We start from the raw sequence: 15,853 nt of genomic DNA on the forward strand, positions 1-15,853 counted from the left end.
GATACCGTTCAGCAATGGCATGCTGGAATCCGCATCAAGAACGTTGCGGATCGTCCGCAGGGAGACGGAAATGAAGAGCACAACTACTACTGCCCTGGTCGCCGCAGGCGCCCTGCTGGTCGGCGGCATCGCCACCGCCGCCTTCATGAAGAGCGGTACTTCCGCCGACCCGGTCACCGCGAATCCGACCCACCCGACCATCGACACCACGCCGCTGGCCGATGACGCTGCCCGCACCGACGAGCTCGCCGTGGACAAGGCCGGTCGCCTGGAATACGCCGACGTGGTCAGGGTCGATCCGCTGACCCAGAAGGAAAAGGCCTACGCCACCGTGATCGGCACCGAGCCGGTGCGCGAGACCTCCACCACCCAGACCCCGCATGAAGTCTGCGAGGATGTGGTGGTGCAGGAGCGCCTGCCCGAGCGCGACGGCAACGTCGGCGGCACCGTGGCCGGTGCGGTCATCGGCGGCCTGCTCGGCAACCAGGTCGGCGGCGGCAACGGCCGCAAGGCGGCCACCGCGGCCGGCGCCGTCGCTGGCGGCATGATCGGCAACCAGGTCGACAAGCGCCACGTCGGTGGCCGTGTGGTCAACCGCACCGAGCGCCAGTGCCACACCGAAACGGCGACCTCCGAGTCGAGCAAGGTCACCGGCTACAACGTGACCTACCGCAATGAAGACGGCACCACCGGCACCATGCGCATGGCCAGCAAGCCGGGCAACCGCATCGCCATGGGCACCACCAACGCGGTGACCGGCTACAACGTCACCTACCGCTACGACGGCGTCGAAAAGACGGTCAAGATGGCCAACAAGCCGGCCAGCGACCGCCTGCCGGTGGTGGATGGCCAGCTGGTCACCCAGACCGCCGCCCTGGATACGACCACCCGGTAACGGCGGCCGGGCAAACGAAACACCCCGCAACAGGCCGGCACATCGCCGGCCTGTTGCGTTTCCGCATGCTGCACCCGCGCTTGGCAACCCGCACCGCTTGCCGCCATGCTCGCCCGGTCCGTCCGTTCGGCTCAGCTGGAGGGTAGTGCATGGTGGCCGTGGTCCCCGATCCGATTCCCGCGCGCATGAGAGGCCTCAACCGGGCCGAGATCTGCGACGCCAACTTCGTCGAGTTCGTGCAGCACTGGGACGGCCCCGCCGCGCCGCGTCCCGACCCCGGCGCGCCGATCCTGCCGGGCAGCACGCTGGACGCGCAGGGCTTCGACGCGCTGTTCGAATCGCAGCTGGCCAGCCGCCACCTGGACCTGATGGCGCGCGTGCTGCGCGTCCAGAACAAGGTCTTCTACACCATCGGCTCCTCCGGCCACGAAGGCAACGCGCTGGTGGCGCGGCTGGCCCGGCATACCGATCCGGCGTTCCTGCACTACCGTTCCGGCGCGTTCATGGCCGAGCGCTTCCGCCAGCTACCGGACATGGACCCGGTGATGGACGCGGCGCTGTCGTTCGCGGCCAGCCGCGACGACCCCGCCAGCGGCGGCCGCCACAAGGTGTGGGGCAGCAAGCCGCTGTGGGTGCTGCCGCAGACCTCCACCATTGCCTCGCACCTGCCCAAGGCGCTGGGCACGGCGATGGCCATCGAGACTGCGCGCCGGATCGGGCACGCATTGCCGATCCCCGACGACAGCGTGGTGATCTGCTCGTTCGGGGACGCCTCGGCCAACCATGCCACCGCGCAGACCGCCTTCAACACGGCCGCCTGGGCCGCTTACCAGAAGCTGCCGGCGCCGGTGCTGTTCGTCTGCGAAGACAACGGCATCGGCATTTCGGTGAAGACCCCCGAGGGCTGGATTGCCGAAAGCTTCCGCCATCGCCCGGGGCTGGACTACTTCTTTGCCGATGGCTTGGACCTGGCCAGCGGCCACGAGCAGGTGCAACGCGCGCTGGAGCACTGCCGGCGCACCCGTCGACCGACCTTCCTGCACCTGCGCACGACCCGCCTGATGGGCCATGCCGGGACCGACTTCGAGATCGAATGGCGCCCGCTGCCGGAGCTGTGCGCCGCCGAAGCGGCCGACCCGCTGGTGCGCTCGGCGCGGATCGCGCTGGAGTCGGGCTGGATGACCCCGGCGCAGCTGCTGGAGCGCTACGAGGCGATGCGCGCGCGCTGTTTCGCTGCGGCCGAGGCGGCCGACCAGCGGCCGAAGCTGGCCACGCTGGCCGAGATCATGGCGCCGCTCGCGCCGTACACGCCGGCGGCGGTGGATGCCGAGGCCCGTCGGGTGCCAGACGCCGCCGCGCGAGAAGCTGCGTTCGGCAGCGCCGCGCAGCTGCCCGAACGGCAACCGCCGCGCCACCTGGCGGTGCAGATCAACCAGGCCCTGCACGACCTGCTGTGCAAATACCCCAGCGCGCTGCTGTTCGGCGAAGACGTGGCGCAGAAGGGCGGCGTGTACACGGTCAGCAAGGGCCTGCTGAAAGTGTTCGGTCCGCGCCGGGTGTTCAACACGCTGCTGGACGAAACCATGATCCTGGGCATGGCCCAGGGCCTGGCCAACCTGGGCATGCTGCCGATCCCGGAGATCCAGTACCTGGCCTACCTGCACAACGCCGCCGACCAGCTGCGTGGCGAAGCCTGTTCGCTGCAGTTCTTCTCCAATGACCAGTACCGCAACCCGATGCTGGTCCGCATTGCCGGGCTGGGCTATCAGAAGGGCTTCGGCGGGCATTTCCACAATGACAACTCGATCTCCGCGCTGCGCGACATTCCCGGATTGGTGGTGGGCTGTCCCTCGCGCGGCGACGATGCCGCAATGATGCTGCGCACGCTGGCGGCACTGGCCCGGGTCGATGGGCGCGTGGCGGTGTTCCTGGAACCGATCGCGCTGTACATGAGCAAGGACCTGCATGCCGCGGGCGATGGCCAGTGGCTGTTCCCGTACCCCGAACCCGACCAGGCGCTGGTGCTGGGCGAGGGCCGGGTGTACGCGGCCGAGGCCAGCGACCTGGTGATCTTCACCTACGGCAACGGCGTGCCGATGAGCCTGCGCGCCGTGCGCAGCATCGAGGCCGAACTGGGCTGGCAGGTGCGCGTGGTCGACCTGCGCTGGCTGGTGCCGCTCAATGCCGGCTTCATCGCCGAACAGGCGGCCGACGCGCGCCGGGTGCTGGTGGTCGACGAAGGCCGGCACAGCGCCGGGGTGGGCGAGGGCGTCATCACCGCACTGGTCGAAGCCGGTCTGGGCCACCTGCCGCTGCAGCGCGTCTGCGGCGCCGACACCTACACGCCGCTGGCGGGGGCAGCATTGTGCGTGCTTCCAAGCGACAATGCGCTGGTAAGCGCCGCGCGGGTGTTGGCGCAGGACCTTTGACGCATGTGTGGACTGGCAGGAATGTTGCTGGCCGCCCCGGGACGGGAGCAGGCCGCGTTGGAACAGCAGGCACGCCGCATGGGCGATGCCCTGCTGCACCGTGGACCGGATGACAGCGGGGTGTGGGCCGACGCCGCCAGCGGTATCGCGCTCGCGCACCGCCGCCTGAGCATCCTCGACCTCTCGCCGCTGGGCCACCAGCCGATGGCGTCCGACGACGGCCGTTACGTGCTGGCCTACAACGGCGAGGTCTACAACTTCGCCGCGCTGCGGCTGGAGCTGGAGGGCCTGGGCCACGTGTTCCGGGGTCATTCCGACACCGAGGTGCTGCTGGCCGCGTTCGCCGCCTGGGGCTTCGACGACACCCTCCAGCGGGCCAACGGCATGTTCGCCATCGCTCTGTGGGACCGCGCCGAACAGTGCCTGTGGCTGGCCCGCGACCGCGTAGGCAAGAAGCCGCTGTACTACGGCTGGGCCGGCGACACGCTGGTGTTCGGCTCCGAGCTGAAGGCGCTGTGGCAGCACCCGGACTTCGACAACGACATCGACCGCGACGCGCTGACCCTGCTGCTGCGGCTGGACTACATTCCCGCGCCGCACTGCATCCACGAGCGCTGCTTCAAGCTGATGCCGGGTCGCGTGCTGCGGCTGGATGCGGCGGCGGTGGCCGCCGGCGCGGCCGCGCACCGCCCGGACCAGCAGCAGCTGCCGTTCTGGAATGCGCGCGAGCGCATGCAGCAGGCATTGGCGCTTCCGTTCCTGGGCAGCGACGACGAGGCCGAAAGCCAGCTCGACGCGGTGCTGCGCGACGCGGTCGGGCTGCGCATGGTGGCCGACGTGCCGGTCGGGGTGTTCCTGTCCGGCGGCACCGATTCGTCGGTGGTGGCGGCGCTGATGCAGTCGCAGTCGTCCAGTCCGATCCACAGTTTCAGCATCGGCTTCGAAGGCTCCGACCACGACGAAGCGCCGCTGGCCAAGGCGCTGGCCGGGCACCTGGGCACGGATCACACCGAACTGTACGTCAGCGGCGCCGACGCGCTGGCGGTGGTGCCGGACCTGCCGGCGATGTTCGACGAGCCCTTCGCCGATGCCTCGCAGGTACCCACCGCACTGGTGGCAAAGCTGGCGCGCAGCGCGGTGACGGTGGCGCTGTCGGGCGACGGTGGGGATGAGCTGTTCTTCGGCTACAGCCGCTACCAGCGCGCCCTGCGCAACTGGACGATGCTGGGTCGGGTGCCGGCGCCGCTGCGGCGCTGGATGGCCGCGCATGCGCACACCCAGGGCGAGTCTTCGCGCACCGGCGGGCTGGCTGCGCTGCTGGCCGAAACCGGCGCGCGCGGCATTGGCGATGTGTACCGCAACCGCATTTCGCGCTGGCGCGACCCGGTCGCGGCGGTGATCGGTGCGCGCGGCGCGGGCAGCTTCTACGACCTGGCCGACCCGCTGCACGGCGCCGGTTCGCCGGCCGACGCGATGATGCTGGCCGATTTCAGCACCTACCTGCCGGACGACCTGCTGTGCAAGGTCGACCGCACCAGCATGGCGGTCAGCCTGGAAGCACGCGCGCCGCTGCTGGACTGGCGCGTGGCCGAGTTCGCCTGGTCGCTGCCGCTGGGCATGAAGCAGCGCGACGGGGTCAGCAAGTACCTGCTCAAGCGGGTACTGGGCCGGTACGTGCCGCAGGACATGGTGCACCGGCCCAAGCGCGGGTTCGGCGCGCCGGTGAGCGCCTGGTTGAAGGGCGACCTGCGCGGCTGGGCCGATGAACTGCTGGACCCGGCGCGGCTGGCTGCCGAAGGCGTGTTCAACGTGGACGCGGTGGCGCCGCTGTGGGCGCAGTTCAAGAACGGCGAGCGCAAGTGGCACACGCACCTGTGGAACGTGTTGATGTTCCAGGCCTGGCAGGCGCATTGGAAGCAGGTGAGGGCGGGGGTTTCGCGCGCGTGACGGGCATGGCGTGGGACACGCATGGCGTGTCTCTACGCGTAGCGACACGCCATGCGTGTCCTTGGGAACGCTGGCCACGCAGGCCCCCTACCTTCACCACATCCAACGCCACCCCGCCATACGCTGACCGTTCCCCTTCGAACGGAGACACCCATGGCCAACCCCACCATCGCCGTCCTCGTCGGCAGCCTGCGCAAGGGCTCGCACAACCAGGCGCTGGCCCACGCGCTGGAAAAACTGGTCGCCGGCAAGGCGACCTTCACGTACGTGCAGATCGGCAATCTGCCGCTCTACAACCAGGACTTCGACAAGGATTATCCGGCCGAAGGCCTGCGCCTGAAGGACCAGATCCGCAAGGCCGACGCGGTCCTGTTCGTCACCCCCGAGTACAACCGCTCGATCCCCGGCGTGCTCAAGAACGCCATCGACCTGGGCTCGCGTCCCTACGGCCACAGTGCCTTCGCCGGCAAGCCCGCAGCGGTGATCGGTGCCTCCATCGGCGCGATCGGCACCGCACTGGCCCAGCAGCACCTGCGCAACGTGCTGGCCTACCTGGACATGCCGGTGCTGGGGCAGCCGGAGGCGTTCATCCACTTCAAGGAAGGCCTGATCGACGAGCACGGCGCGATCAGCAACGAAGGCACCCGCGACTTCCTGCAGGCATACATGGACAAGTTCCTGGCCTGGATCGCCACCCACGGCGGTCAGCATTGAGCAGGGTGGTTCTGCGATAATGGCGGCCGGCGCGACCGCACTGTTGCGCCTGGCCTTACGGCCGGCAGCCTGCGGGTCCAGAACGTCCTGACCCGGTTGTACCCAGCCCGTCCACTGCTTATCCACAGGGTTTGCTCTGGCTGTGGCGGCCCTGCCGTGCCTACCATGTCCCACGTTCCCGTCGCAGGAAGTACCCCGACCCATGTCCGCCCGCTCCGGCTTCCGTTCCGACCGCAAAGACCGCGGTGACCGCTTCGATCGCGACGAGATGCGCATCGACGCGCTGCGCGTGCCGCCGCATTCGATCGAGGCCGAACAGGCGGTGCTGGGCGGCCTGATGCTGGCCCCGGAAAGCTACGACCGGGTCAACGACCAGCTGACCGAAACCGACTTCTACCGGCGCGACCACCAGACCATCTACCGCGCGATCCGCGAGCTGTCCGAACGCGACCGCCCGTTCGACGCGGTGACCCTGGGCGAGTGGTTCGAGTCGCAGGGCAAGATGGACCTGGTCGGCGACGGCGCCTACCTGATCGAACTGGCCAGCACCACGCCGTCCGCCGCCAACATCGCCGCCTACGCGGAGATCGTGCGCGACAAGGCGGTGCTGCGCCAGCTGATCCAGGTCGGTACCGACATCGTCAACGACGGTTTCCAGCCCGAGGGCCGTGAGAGCAGCGAGCTGCTGTCGGCGGCGGAAAAGTCGGTGTTCGCCATTGCCGAGCAGGGTGCCCGCGGCCGCACCGATTTCGTGGCGATGCCCGGCGCGCTGAAGGACGCCTTCGAAGAGCTGCGCAACCGCTTCGAGAACGGCGGCAACATCACCGGCCTGCCGACCGGCTACGCCGACTTCGACGCGATGACCTCGGGCCTGCAGCCGACCGACCTGATCATCCTGGCCGCGCGTCCGGCCATGGGCAAGACCACCTTCGCACTGAACATCGCCGAATACGCCGCGATCAAGTCCAAGAAGGGCGTGGCGGTGTTCTCGATGGAAATGTCGGCCTCGCAGCTGGCGATGCGCCTGATTTCCTCCAACGGCCGCATCAACGCGCAGCGCCTGCGTACCGGCCAGCTGGAGGACGAGGACTGGAGCCGCGTCACCGGCGCGATCCGCATGCTGAAGGAAACCAAGATCTTCATCGACGACACCCCGGGTGTGTCGCCGGAGATCCTGCGTTCCAAGTGCCGCCGCCTCAAGCGCGAGCACGACCTCGGGCTGATCGTGATCGACTACCTGCAGCTGATGAGCGTGCCGGGCAACAGCGAGAACCGCGCGACCGAAATCTCGGAAATCTCGCGCTCGCTCAAGGGCCTGGCCAAGGAACTCAACGTACCGGTGATCGCGCTCTCCCAGCTTAACCGCTCGCTGGAAACGCGAACCGACAAGCGCCCGGTGATGGCCGACCTTCGCGAATCCGGCGCAATCGAGCAGGACGCGGACATGATCGTGTTCATCTACCGCGACGACTACTACAACAAGGAAAATTCCCCGGACAAGGGCCTGGCCGAGATCATCATCGGCAAGCACCGAGGCGGCCCGACCGGCTCGTGCAAGCTCAAGTTCTTCGGCGAGTACACCCGCTTCGACAACCTGTCGCACGATTCGGTGGGGTCGTTCGAATAAGGGTTCGTCGGCGAATCCGGCGTTTCGTCGCAAACCGGTTGAACCGGGTGGGGCAGGGCGGCACGCTGGTCCCACGCGGCAAGGTGCCGCCTGGAGACCGTCATGAAGACCCTGTTCGCGCTCGGCGTGTGGTGCCTGCTGTTCGTGCTGTGCTGGCCGCTGGCGATCCTGGCCCTGCTGGCCTGGCCGTTCGTGTGGCTGCTGAGCCTGCCGTTCCGACTGGTGGGGATCACGTTCTCGGCGCTGTTCGCCTTCCTCGGTGCGGTACTGATGTTGCCCGCACGCCTGCTCGGCAGCGGTCGCCCCGTCGCTGCGTAACCCACAAAAAAACCCCGCCAAGGCGGGGTTTTTCGTTGCGTCACGCCAGGGCCGGTCAGTTGGCCTTGTGGATGGCGCGCTTGCTCACGGCCATGGCGGCGTCGTGGACCACTTCCGACAGCGACGGGTGCGCGTGGCAGATGCGGGCCAGGTCGTCGGCCGAGCCGCTGAACTCCATGGTCAGCACGCCTTCGTGGACCAGTTCGGACACGTTTGCGCCGACCAGGTGCATGCCGAGGATGCGGTCGGTTTCAGCGTGCGCCAGCACCTTCACGAAACCGGCCGGTTCGATCATCGCCACGGCACGGCCGTTGGCGGCGAACGGGAAGCTGCCGGCCTTGTATGGAATGCCTTCGGCCTTGAGCTGCTCTTCGGTCTTGCCGACCCAGGCCAGCTCCGGCTCGGTGTAGATGACCCACGGAATGGTGTCCATGTTGACGTGGCCCGGCAGGCCCGCGATCAGCTCGGCCACCGCGATGCCTTCCTCGAAGCCCTTGTGCGCCAGCATCGGGCCGCGCACGCAGTCGCCGACCGCCCACACGCCGTTGACGCCGGTGTGGCAGTGCTCGTCCACTTCGATCTGGCCACGCTCGTTGACCTTGACGCCGGTCCCTTCGGCCAGCAGGCCCTTGGTCGCGGCGCGACGGCCCACGGCCACCAGCAGCTTGTCCACCACCAGGCTCTTTTCGCCTTCGGCGTCGGTGTAGGTCAGGGCGACTTCCTTCTTCTTGCCCTTGCCGGTCACTTCGGCCTTGGAGACCTTGGCACCCAGGCGGATGTCCAGGCCCTGCTTCTTGAATTCCTTGGCGGCAACCTTGCCCACTTCGGCATCGGCAGCGGCCAGGAAGGTCGGCAGCGCCTCCAGGATGGTCACTTCCGCACCCAGGCGCTTCCACACGCTGCCCAGTTCCAGGCCGATCACGCCGGCACCGATCACCGCCAGGCGGGCCGGCACTTCGGTGAAGTCCAGGCCGCCGACGTTGTCGACGATGGTCTCGCCGTCGAACTTGGCGAACGGCAGTTCGATCGAGTCCGAACCGGCGGCGATGATCACGTTGGTGCCCTTGAGCTCAACTACTTCGCCGTCGTGCTGGGTGACCTTGACCACGTTGCCCGGCTGCAGTTCACCGAAGCCGTAGTACGCAGCGACCTTGTTCGCCTTGAACAGCATGGCGATGCCACCAGTGAACTGCTTGACGATCTTGTCCTTGCGGCCAACCATCGCCTCGACGTCCATCTTGGCATCCTTGAAGCTGATGCCATGGTCGCCAAAGATGTGGCCCATGTTCCAGAACTGGCGCGAGGAGTCCAGCAGCGCCTTGGACGGAATGCAACCCACGCGCAGGCAGGTACCGCCCAGTGCCGGCTTGCCATCCTTGCCCAGGGCAGCGTCGATGCAGGCCGTCTTCAGGCCCAGCTGCGCGGCGCGGATGGCGGCGTGGTAACCGGCCGGGCCGGCACCGATGACGACAACGTCGAATTGTTCAGCCATTGAAAATTCCTTGATGCTTTACCAGAACCCCTCCGCGCGGTCGCGGAGGGGCGGGAGGTCTTACAGGCCGAACAGCATGCGGCCCGGGTTTTCCAGCTGGTTCTTGATGTCCACCAGGAACTGCACCGAATCCTTGCCGTCGATGATGCGGTGGTCGTAGGACATCGCGAGGTACATCATCGGCGCGATCACGACCTGGCCGTTCTGCGCGATCGGACGTTCCTTGATCGCGTGCATGCCCAGGATGGCGCTCTGCGGCGGGTTGATGATCGGGGTGGACAGCAGCGAACCGAAGGTGCCGCCGTTGGTCACGGTGAAGGTGCCGCCCTGCAGTTCTTCCAGGCTCAGCTTGCCGTCACGGGCCTTCTTGGCGTAGTCGGCGATGGTCTTTTCGATGTCGGCGAACGACATGCGCTCGACGTTGCGCAGTACCGGCGTGACCAGGCCCTTCTCGGTCGACACGGCGATCGAGATGTCCGAGTAGCCGTGGTAGATGATGTCGTCGCCGTCGATCGAGGCGTTGACCAGCGGGAAGCGCTGCAGCGCGTTGGCGGCAGCCTTCACGAAGAAGCTCATGAAGCCCAGCTTGATGCCGTGCGCCTTGACGAACTCGTCCTGCAGGTCCTTGCGCGCGGCCGACACCTTGGACAGGTCGACTTCGTTGAAGGTGGTCAGCATGGCGGTGGAGTTCTTGGACTCCATCAGGCGTTCGGCGATGCGCTTACGGATGCGGGTCATCGGCACGCGTTCTTCCGGACGGGCACCACCGGACTTGCCGGCGCCGCCGTTGCGGGCGAAGTTGACGATGTCTTCCTTGGTCACCGCGCCGCGACGGCCGGTGCCGTCGACGTCGGCCGGGTTCACGTTTTCGGTGATGGCGCTGAAACGCGCGCCCGGGGGCAGCGCGTCGGCAGCCGACTTCGAGGCCGGTGCCGGGGCAGCGGCAGCCGCCGGCGCAGCAGCGGCCGGGGCAGCGGCTTCGGCCTTCGGGGCTTCAGCGGCCGGGGCCGGGGCGGCAGCCACGGCGCCTTCCTCGATCACCGCCACGACCTGGCTGGAGGTCACGGTGGCGCCCACTTCGAACTTGATTTCCTTCAGCACGCCATCAACCGGCGACGGCACTTCCAGGACGACCTTGTCGGTTTCCAGGTCGAGCAGGTTTTCGTCGCGCTTGACGGCGTCGCCAACCTTCTTGTGCCAGGTGGCGATGGTGCCGTCGGCGACGGATTCGGGCAGTACCGGGGCTTTGACTTCGGTGGCCATGCGGGGGCTTCCTGGTTTGTCTTTTCTGGAATGAGGGAAAGTTATTCAGCGACCGCGTCGTTGAACGGGTTGACCAGTGCATCGGCGACCAGCTTCTGCTGTTCGATGATGTGGTCGGCCATGTGACCGGCGGCCGGGGAGGCCGAACGCGCGCGACCGGCGTAGTGCAGGTTCTGGCCATCGGCCAGGCAGAACTGCAGGTGGTGGCGGATCTGGTACCACGCACCCTGGTTCTGCGGTTCTTCCTGCGTCCACACCACGTCGGTGGCCTTGCCGTACTTCTTCAGTTCGGCGGCCAGCAGCGCACGCGGGAACGGGTACAGCTGTTCCACGCGGATGATCGCCACGTCGTCCTGGCCGCGCTTGGTCTGGTCTTCGAGCAGGTCGTAGTAGACCTTGCCCGAGCACAGCACCACGCGCTTGACCTTCTTGGCGTCTGCGTTGGCGTCGCCGATCAGGTGCTGGAACTCGCCGTTGGCCAGCTCGTCCAGGCTCGACACGGCCAGCTTGTGGCGCAGCAGCGACTTGGGCGACATCACCACCAGCGGCTTGCGGGTGGTCAGGTGCAGCTGGCGACGCAGCATGTGGAAGGCCTGCGCCGGGGTCGACGGCACCACCACCAGCATGTTCTCCAGCGCGCACAGCTGCAGGAAGCGCTCCAGGCGCGCCGAGCTGTGTTCCGGGCCTTGGCCTTCATAGCCATGCGGCAGCAGCAGGGTCAGGCCGGTGATGCGGCCCCACTTGGCTTCGCCGGCGGCGATGAACTGGTCGATCACCACCTGGGCGCCGTTGGCGAAGTCGCCGAACTGGCCTTCCCAGATGCACAGGGTGTTGGGATCGGTGGTCGAGAAGCCGTACTCATAGGCCATCACCGCTTCTTCGCTGAGCAGCGAGTCGATGATGCTGGCCTTCTCCGGGGAGTCCACCAGCTGCCGCAGCGGCAGGTAGTAGTTGTCGGTCTTCTGGTCGTGCAGGATCGCGTGGCGGTGGGTGAACGTACCGCGGCCCACGTCCTGGCCGACCAGGCGCAGCGCGTGGCCTTCGTCGAGCAGGGTGGCGTAGGCCAGGTTCTCGGCAAAGCCCCAGTCGCCCGGGATTTCGCCAGCGGCCATCTTGCGGCGGTCGTCATAGACCTTGGCCACGCGCGAGTGCAGTTCCACTTCGGCCGGCACGGTGTTGATCAGCTCGGCCAGCGCCTTCAGCTTGGCCGGGTCGACCTTGGTCGAGACCGGGTCGGACAGCTTGCCTTCCAGCAGCTTGGGCCAGTCGACGAACAGCGCGCTGCTCGGCGGAGTCTTTTCGACCTTGGCCAGTTCGGTGGTGACTTCGCCGGCGTCCAGCTTCTCGCGGTAGGCATCGACCATCGCCTTGCCGGCACCGGCGGCGATCACGCCGGCCTGTTCCAGCTGCGCGGCGTACAGCTCGCGGGTGGTCTGGTGCTTGCGGATCACCTGGTACATCAGCGGCTGGGTGATCGCCGGTTCGTCGGCTTCGTTATGGCCCCAACGGCGGTAGCACATCAGGTCGATGACCACGTCCTTGGCGAAGCGCTGGCGGAACTCGAAGGCCAGCTTCGAAGCAAACACCACGGCTTCCGGATCGTCGCCGTTCACGTGCAGCACCGGCGCGGCGATCATCTTGGCGACGTCGGTGGCGTAACGGGTCGAACGGGTGTCTTCCGGGTTGGAGGTGGTGAAACCGACCTGGTTGTTGACCACGATGTGCACGGTGCCGCCGACGGCAAAGCCGCGGGCCTGCGACATCTGGAACAGCTCCATGACCACGCCCTGGCCGGAGAAGGCCGCGTCGCCGTGGATGAGGATCGGCATGACCTGCTTGCGGGCGGTGTCCTTGCGGCGCTCCTGGCGCGAACGCACGGAACCGGCCACGACCGGGTCGGCGATTTCCAGGTGCGACGGGTTGAACGCCAGCGCCAGGTGGACCGGGCCACCGTCGGTGGCCACGTCGGCCGAGAAGCCCATGTGGTACTTCACGTCGCCGGCCGAGGCGTGCTCGTCGTGTTCGAACTTGCCTTCGAACTCGTCGAACAGCTTGCGCGGGTTCTTGCCGAGGGTGTTGACCAGCACGTTGAGGCGGCCGCGGTGGGCCATGCCGATCACCACGTCCTTGACCCCGTCCTTGCCGGCGTCACGGATGATGGTGTCCATCATCGGGATCAGCGAGTCGCCGCCTTCCAGCGAGAAGCGCTTCTGGCCGACGTACTTGGTGTGCAGGTAGCGTTCCAGGCCTTCGGCGGCGGTCAGGCGCTCCAGCGTGCGGCGCTGGGTGTCAGCGTCCAGGCTGTAGTTGCCACCGGCCAGTTCCAGGCGCTGGTACAGCCACTGGCGCTGCTCGACCTCGGAGATGTGCATGAATTCCGCACCGATCGAGCCGGTGTAGGTCTTCTTGAGGCGGGCGAGCAGGTCGCGCAGCTTCATGCGCGGTTGGCCACCGACACCGCCGGTGCTGAACTCGGCGTTGAGGTCGCCTTCGGACAGGCTGTGGAACGGCAGGTCCAGGTCCGGCGAATTCACGGCCTGGGCCAGGCCCAGCGGGTCCAGGCGGGCGTCGAGGTGGCCGCGCGAACGGTACGCGGTGATCAGACGACCGACATTGCGCTCGCGTTCGTCGCTGGCACCGGAGTTGCCGCCGCCCTTGACCGCGTTTTTGGCGGCGTCGGCGATGTGGGCGATGACGGCCGAGTGCGGAATGTCACCGGCTTCGCGGCCCTTGAAGCCGTCGAAGTAGGTCTTCCATTTGGGATCGACACTGTCCGGAGAAACGAGGTACTGCTCGTACAGATCCTCGATATAGGAGGCGTTGCCGCCGGCGAGCTGCGAAGACTGCGCAAACTGCTTCAGTAGATTGTCCACGATGGAGGGTCGGATTCGCTTGTGGGGTAGGGCTTCGATGATCCGGCAGGGAAGATGAATAGCCCTGCACGGGCGGTATCTAACGGGCCAAATTGTACCCCCATCGGGACACGAAGGGGCACCACGACGGCCCGTGGCGGGCCTGCGGTGTCATTCCCAGACAGGTTCAGCTGCCGGAACCGGACTAGAAGCCCAGTGCGCGCAGCTCGGTACATTCCCGCGAACGTTCCCATATGCGCTGCAAACCTTCCTGCAACGGCCGCGAACGAGCCGGCAGCGACAACCCGGCCTCGCCGTCGAAGCGCAGGCCGCTCAGACGAAAGTAGTAGTCGCCGGCGTCGTTGACCAGGCAGGCCGAGGCGAGGGCGCGGTCGATGGGATCGCTGACCTGGCGCACGCGGAACACGGTGGGCAGGCGCTGGATCAGGCCGAGCAGGGGCGAGCCGGCCTGGGCGATGGCGGTGGCGTCGTGCACGAGCAGGGTGGCCTGCTTGTCGTGGCGGGCGGTGGCGAAGCGACGCAGGGCGTCGAGCACCGGCGGGGCGTCGAGCAGGCCGGGGTCGAGCTGGCGGCTGTGGATCCAGAGATGGCGCCGGGCGCGGTCGATCAGGGCGGTGGTGAAGGCCACCGCCTGGTCGGCGCTGTCGATGTTGACCGCGCCGTTCGGGAGGTCGGGCGCGGTCATGTCAGGCCTTGCCGCCGTGGCCGTCGGTGCCTTCGGCGTCGTCGTCGCTGTCGTCGAAGTCGACGATCACTTCGACGCCGTCTTCGTGGACGGTGACTTCGTGGACGTTGGCCTGGACGTCTTCGTCTTCGACGACCTCGACGGTGTCGGTGGCGTCGATGATTTCGTATTCGGCGATGCCTTCGTCGCCGTCTTCGTCGTCGAAGTCGTCTTCATCATCGAAGGCGTCGCCGTCGAGCAGCTGGTAGTAGCCGCCGGCGATCAGCTCGTGCAGGGCGTCGCGGCCCTTGGCGGAGAGCTTCTGGTAGAGCGGGGCGCCGATCTGTTCGGCGCCGGCCAGGGCCTGGGCGTCCTTGACCGGCAGGGCGAACTCGAGGCCGCTGCAGTACAGGCTGGCGCCCTTTTTGGCGCGACGCCAGGCGAGGCGGGCCCAAGGGTGGCGGCCGAGTTCGATGCCCTCGGCGAGGGCGGCCTCAACATCGTGGCGCGGCAGGGGCTGGCCGGAGGCGACGACGTCGCCGGCGGCGCGGTAGGTGGTGATGAAGCGGCCGAACCAGTCGCCGAGACGGTCGGGGTCGTTCATGCGGATGGCGTTGAGGGCCTGGACGACGCGGTTCATGGCGACGGCGTCGATCTCATTGGGGTCTTCTGGGACCTTGAGGTCGGGGTCCTGGTAACGGATGGCTTCGTCGGCGTCCATGATCAGGGTGTCGAGGTAGTCGCTGATCAGTTCGGCGGAGGCGGGGGCGCGCATGCCGAAGGAGAAGGTCAGGCAGGGGTCTTCGGCGACGCCGTTGTGGGGGACGTTGGGCGGCAGGTAGAGCATGTCGCCGGGTTCGAGCACCCAGTCGTGGGTGGGCTTGAAGCGCTGCAGGAGCTTGAGTTCGACGTCGGGGCGGAAGTCGAGCGGGGGGCGCTTGCCCTTGATGGATTCGCTGGCGTCGATCTGCCAGCGGCGGTGGCCATGGGCCTGGAGCAGGAAGACGTCGTACTGGTCGACGTGGGCGCCGACCGAGCCGCCCGTGGCGGCGAAGCTGATCATGACGTCGTCCATGCGCCAGCGCGGCAGGAAGCTGAAGTGGCTGAGCAGGGCGCGCACGTCGGGGTCCCATTTGTCGACGTCCTGGACCAGCAGGGTCCAGTCGTGGTCGGGCATGCCGGGGAAGTCTTCTTCCTGGAACGGGCCGGTGCGGACGGTCCAGCCGTCGGTGGCGCGGTCGTGGCTGATCAGGCGGGCGAGGGCGGTTTCTTCGCAGGCGAGGCCGGCGAGGTCTTCGGGCTGGAGCGGGGTTTCGAAGTCGGGGAAGGCGCCGCGAATGAGCAGGGGGCGCTTCTGCCAGTAGTCGCGCAGGAAGGTGGCGGCGGGCATGCCCAGCGGCAGGCCGGGGCGGGCCTGGACTTCGATGACGGGGGTTTTGGTCTTGCGCACAGCCATGGGGGAATCCTTGCAGCGTTCAGGCGGGATACGCGGGTATTGTCCGCTGGTTCTGTGTCATGTGCACCTGCGGTGGGGTGTCGCGCCTGAAGCTGGAGCCAGAGCCAGAGCGCTGGCGCCTCGGGTGTTACGTGTTGGGGCGGCCGCCGGGCAGCCCCGCTCCGGGACACGCCGT

General features: G+C 67.5%; 11 protein-coding genes. 6 read left to right on the forward strand and 5 right to left on the reverse strand.

The annotated features are described in order from the left end of the window. The first annotated feature begins 70 nt into the window (after positions 1-70). The 6 genes from C2U58_RS04285 to C2U58_RS04310 all read left to right on the forward strand — a co-directional run bounded on the left by C2U58_RS04285 (position 71) and on the right by C2U58_RS04310 (position 7,930). The gene (locus C2U58_RS04285; RefSeq protein WP_102944685.1) at positions 71-895 is read left to right on the forward strand and encodes a glycine zipper 2TM domain-containing protein; all 825 of its coding nucleotides are present in this window, start codon (positions 71-73) and stop codon (positions 893-895) included. A 149-nt stretch (positions 896-1,044) separates the two neighbouring features. After that, a complete protein-coding gene (locus C2U58_RS04290; protein WP_102944686.1) occupies positions 1,045-3,324 on the forward strand; it encodes a thiamine pyrophosphate-dependent enzyme in 2,280 nt (759 codons plus the stop codon). A gap of 3 nt (positions 3,325-3,327) precedes the next feature. After that, a complete protein-coding gene (gene asnB, locus C2U58_RS04295; protein WP_102944687.1) occupies positions 3,328-5,271 on the forward strand; it encodes an asparagine synthase (glutamine-hydrolyzing) in 1,944 nt (647 codons plus the stop codon). A 153-nt stretch (positions 5,272-5,424) separates the two neighbouring features. Further along, positions 5,425-5,985 carry an NAD(P)H-dependent oxidoreductase gene (locus C2U58_RS04300; RefSeq protein ID WP_102944688.1) on the forward strand — a complete coding sequence of 187 codons (561 nt, stop codon included), beginning with the start codon at positions 5,425-5,427 and terminating at the stop codon, positions 5,983-5,985. Between the two features lie 202 nt (positions 5,986-6,187). After that, entirely contained in the window at positions 6,188-7,612 is a 1,425-nt protein-coding gene (locus tag C2U58_RS04305) for a replicative DNA helicase (protein ID WP_102944689.1), read from the forward strand. 102 nt (positions 7,613-7,714) lie between these two features. Continuing rightward, on the forward strand, positions 7,715-7,930 hold the full coding sequence (locus C2U58_RS04310; RefSeq protein WP_102944690.1) for a hypothetical protein: 216 nt from the start codon (positions 7,715-7,717) through the stop codon (positions 7,928-7,930). 55 nt (positions 7,931-7,985) lie between these two features. Here the strand turns inward: C2U58_RS04310 and lpdA are convergent, their stop codons facing one another. From lpdA to C2U58_RS04335, 5 genes are all read right to left on the reverse strand, one after another. Beyond that, positions 7,986-9,422: a dihydrolipoyl dehydrogenase gene (gene lpdA / locus C2U58_RS04315; RefSeq protein WP_102944691.1), complete on the reverse strand. Its 1,437-nt coding sequence runs from the start codon at positions 9,420-9,422 to the stop codon at positions 7,986-7,988. 60 nt (positions 9,423-9,482) lie between these two features. After that, positions 9,483-10,685 (reverse strand): dihydrolipoyllysine-residue succinyltransferase, encoded by a 1,203-nt coding sequence (gene sucB / locus C2U58_RS04320; RefSeq protein WP_102944692.1) that lies wholly within the window; start codon positions 10,683-10,685, stop codon positions 9,483-9,485. A 41-nt stretch (positions 10,686-10,726) separates the two neighbouring features. Next, positions 10,727-13,558 (reverse strand): 2-oxoglutarate dehydrogenase E1 component, encoded by a 2,832-nt coding sequence (locus C2U58_RS04325; protein ID WP_102944693.1) that lies wholly within the window; start codon positions 13,556-13,558, stop codon positions 10,727-10,729. Between the two features lie 184 nt (positions 13,559-13,742). Further along, a complete protein-coding gene (locus C2U58_RS04330) occupies positions 13,743-14,243 on the reverse strand; it encodes a hypothetical protein (RefSeq protein WP_102944694.1) in 501 nt (166 codons plus the stop codon). A 1-nt stretch (position 14,244) separates the two neighbouring features. After that, positions 14,245-15,678: a cupin domain-containing protein gene (locus C2U58_RS04335; protein ID WP_102944695.1), complete on the reverse strand. Its 1,434-nt coding sequence runs from the start codon at positions 15,676-15,678 to the stop codon at positions 14,245-14,247. Positions 15,679-15,853 lie beyond the last annotated feature (175 nt).

The organism is Stenotrophomonas sp. VV52 (assembly GCF_002893095.1).
In the GTDB taxonomy this organism is placed as follows: Bacteria; Pseudomonadota; Gammaproteobacteria; order Xanthomonadales; family Xanthomonadaceae; genus Stenotrophomonas; species Stenotrophomonas aracearum.

What these genes read in the sequence shown, in the direction of transcription:
- C2U58_RS04285 (WP_102944685.1), top strand. Translation starts at nt 71, where the DNA reads ATGAAGAGCACAACTACTACTGCCCTGGTCGCCGCAGGCGCCCTGCTG.
- C2U58_RS04290 (WP_102944686.1), top strand. Translation starts at nt 1,045, where the DNA reads ATGGTGGCCGTGGTCCCCGATCCGATTCCCGCGCGCATGAGAGGCCTC.
- asnB (WP_102944687.1), top strand. Translation starts at nt 3,328, where the DNA reads ATGTGTGGACTGGCAGGAATGTTGCTGGCCGCCCCGGGACGGGAGCAG.
- C2U58_RS04300 (WP_102944688.1), top strand. Translation starts at nt 5,425, where the DNA reads ATGGCCAACCCCACCATCGCCGTCCTCGTCGGCAGCCTGCGCAAGGGC.
- C2U58_RS04305 (WP_102944689.1), top strand. Translation starts at nt 6,188, where the DNA reads ATGTCCGCCCGCTCCGGCTTCCGTTCCGACCGCAAAGACCGCGGTGAC.
- C2U58_RS04310 (WP_102944690.1), top strand. Translation starts at nt 7,715, where the DNA reads ATGAAGACCCTGTTCGCGCTCGGCGTGTGGTGCCTGCTGTTCGTGCTG.
- lpdA (WP_102944691.1), bottom strand. Translation starts at nt 9,422, where the DNA reads ATGGCTGAACAATTCGACGTTGTCGTCATCGGTGCCGGCCCGGCCGGT.
- sucB (WP_102944692.1), bottom strand. Translation starts at nt 10,685, where the DNA reads ATGGCCACCGAAGTCAAAGCCCCGGTACTGCCCGAATCCGTCGCCGAC.
- C2U58_RS04330 (WP_102944694.1), bottom strand. Translation starts at nt 14,243, where the DNA reads ATGACCGCGCCCGACCTCCCGAACGGCGCGGTCAACATCGACAGCGCC.
- C2U58_RS04335 (WP_102944695.1), bottom strand. Translation starts at nt 15,678, where the DNA reads ATGGCTGTGCGCAAGACCAAAACCCCCGTCATCGAAGTCCAGGCCCGC.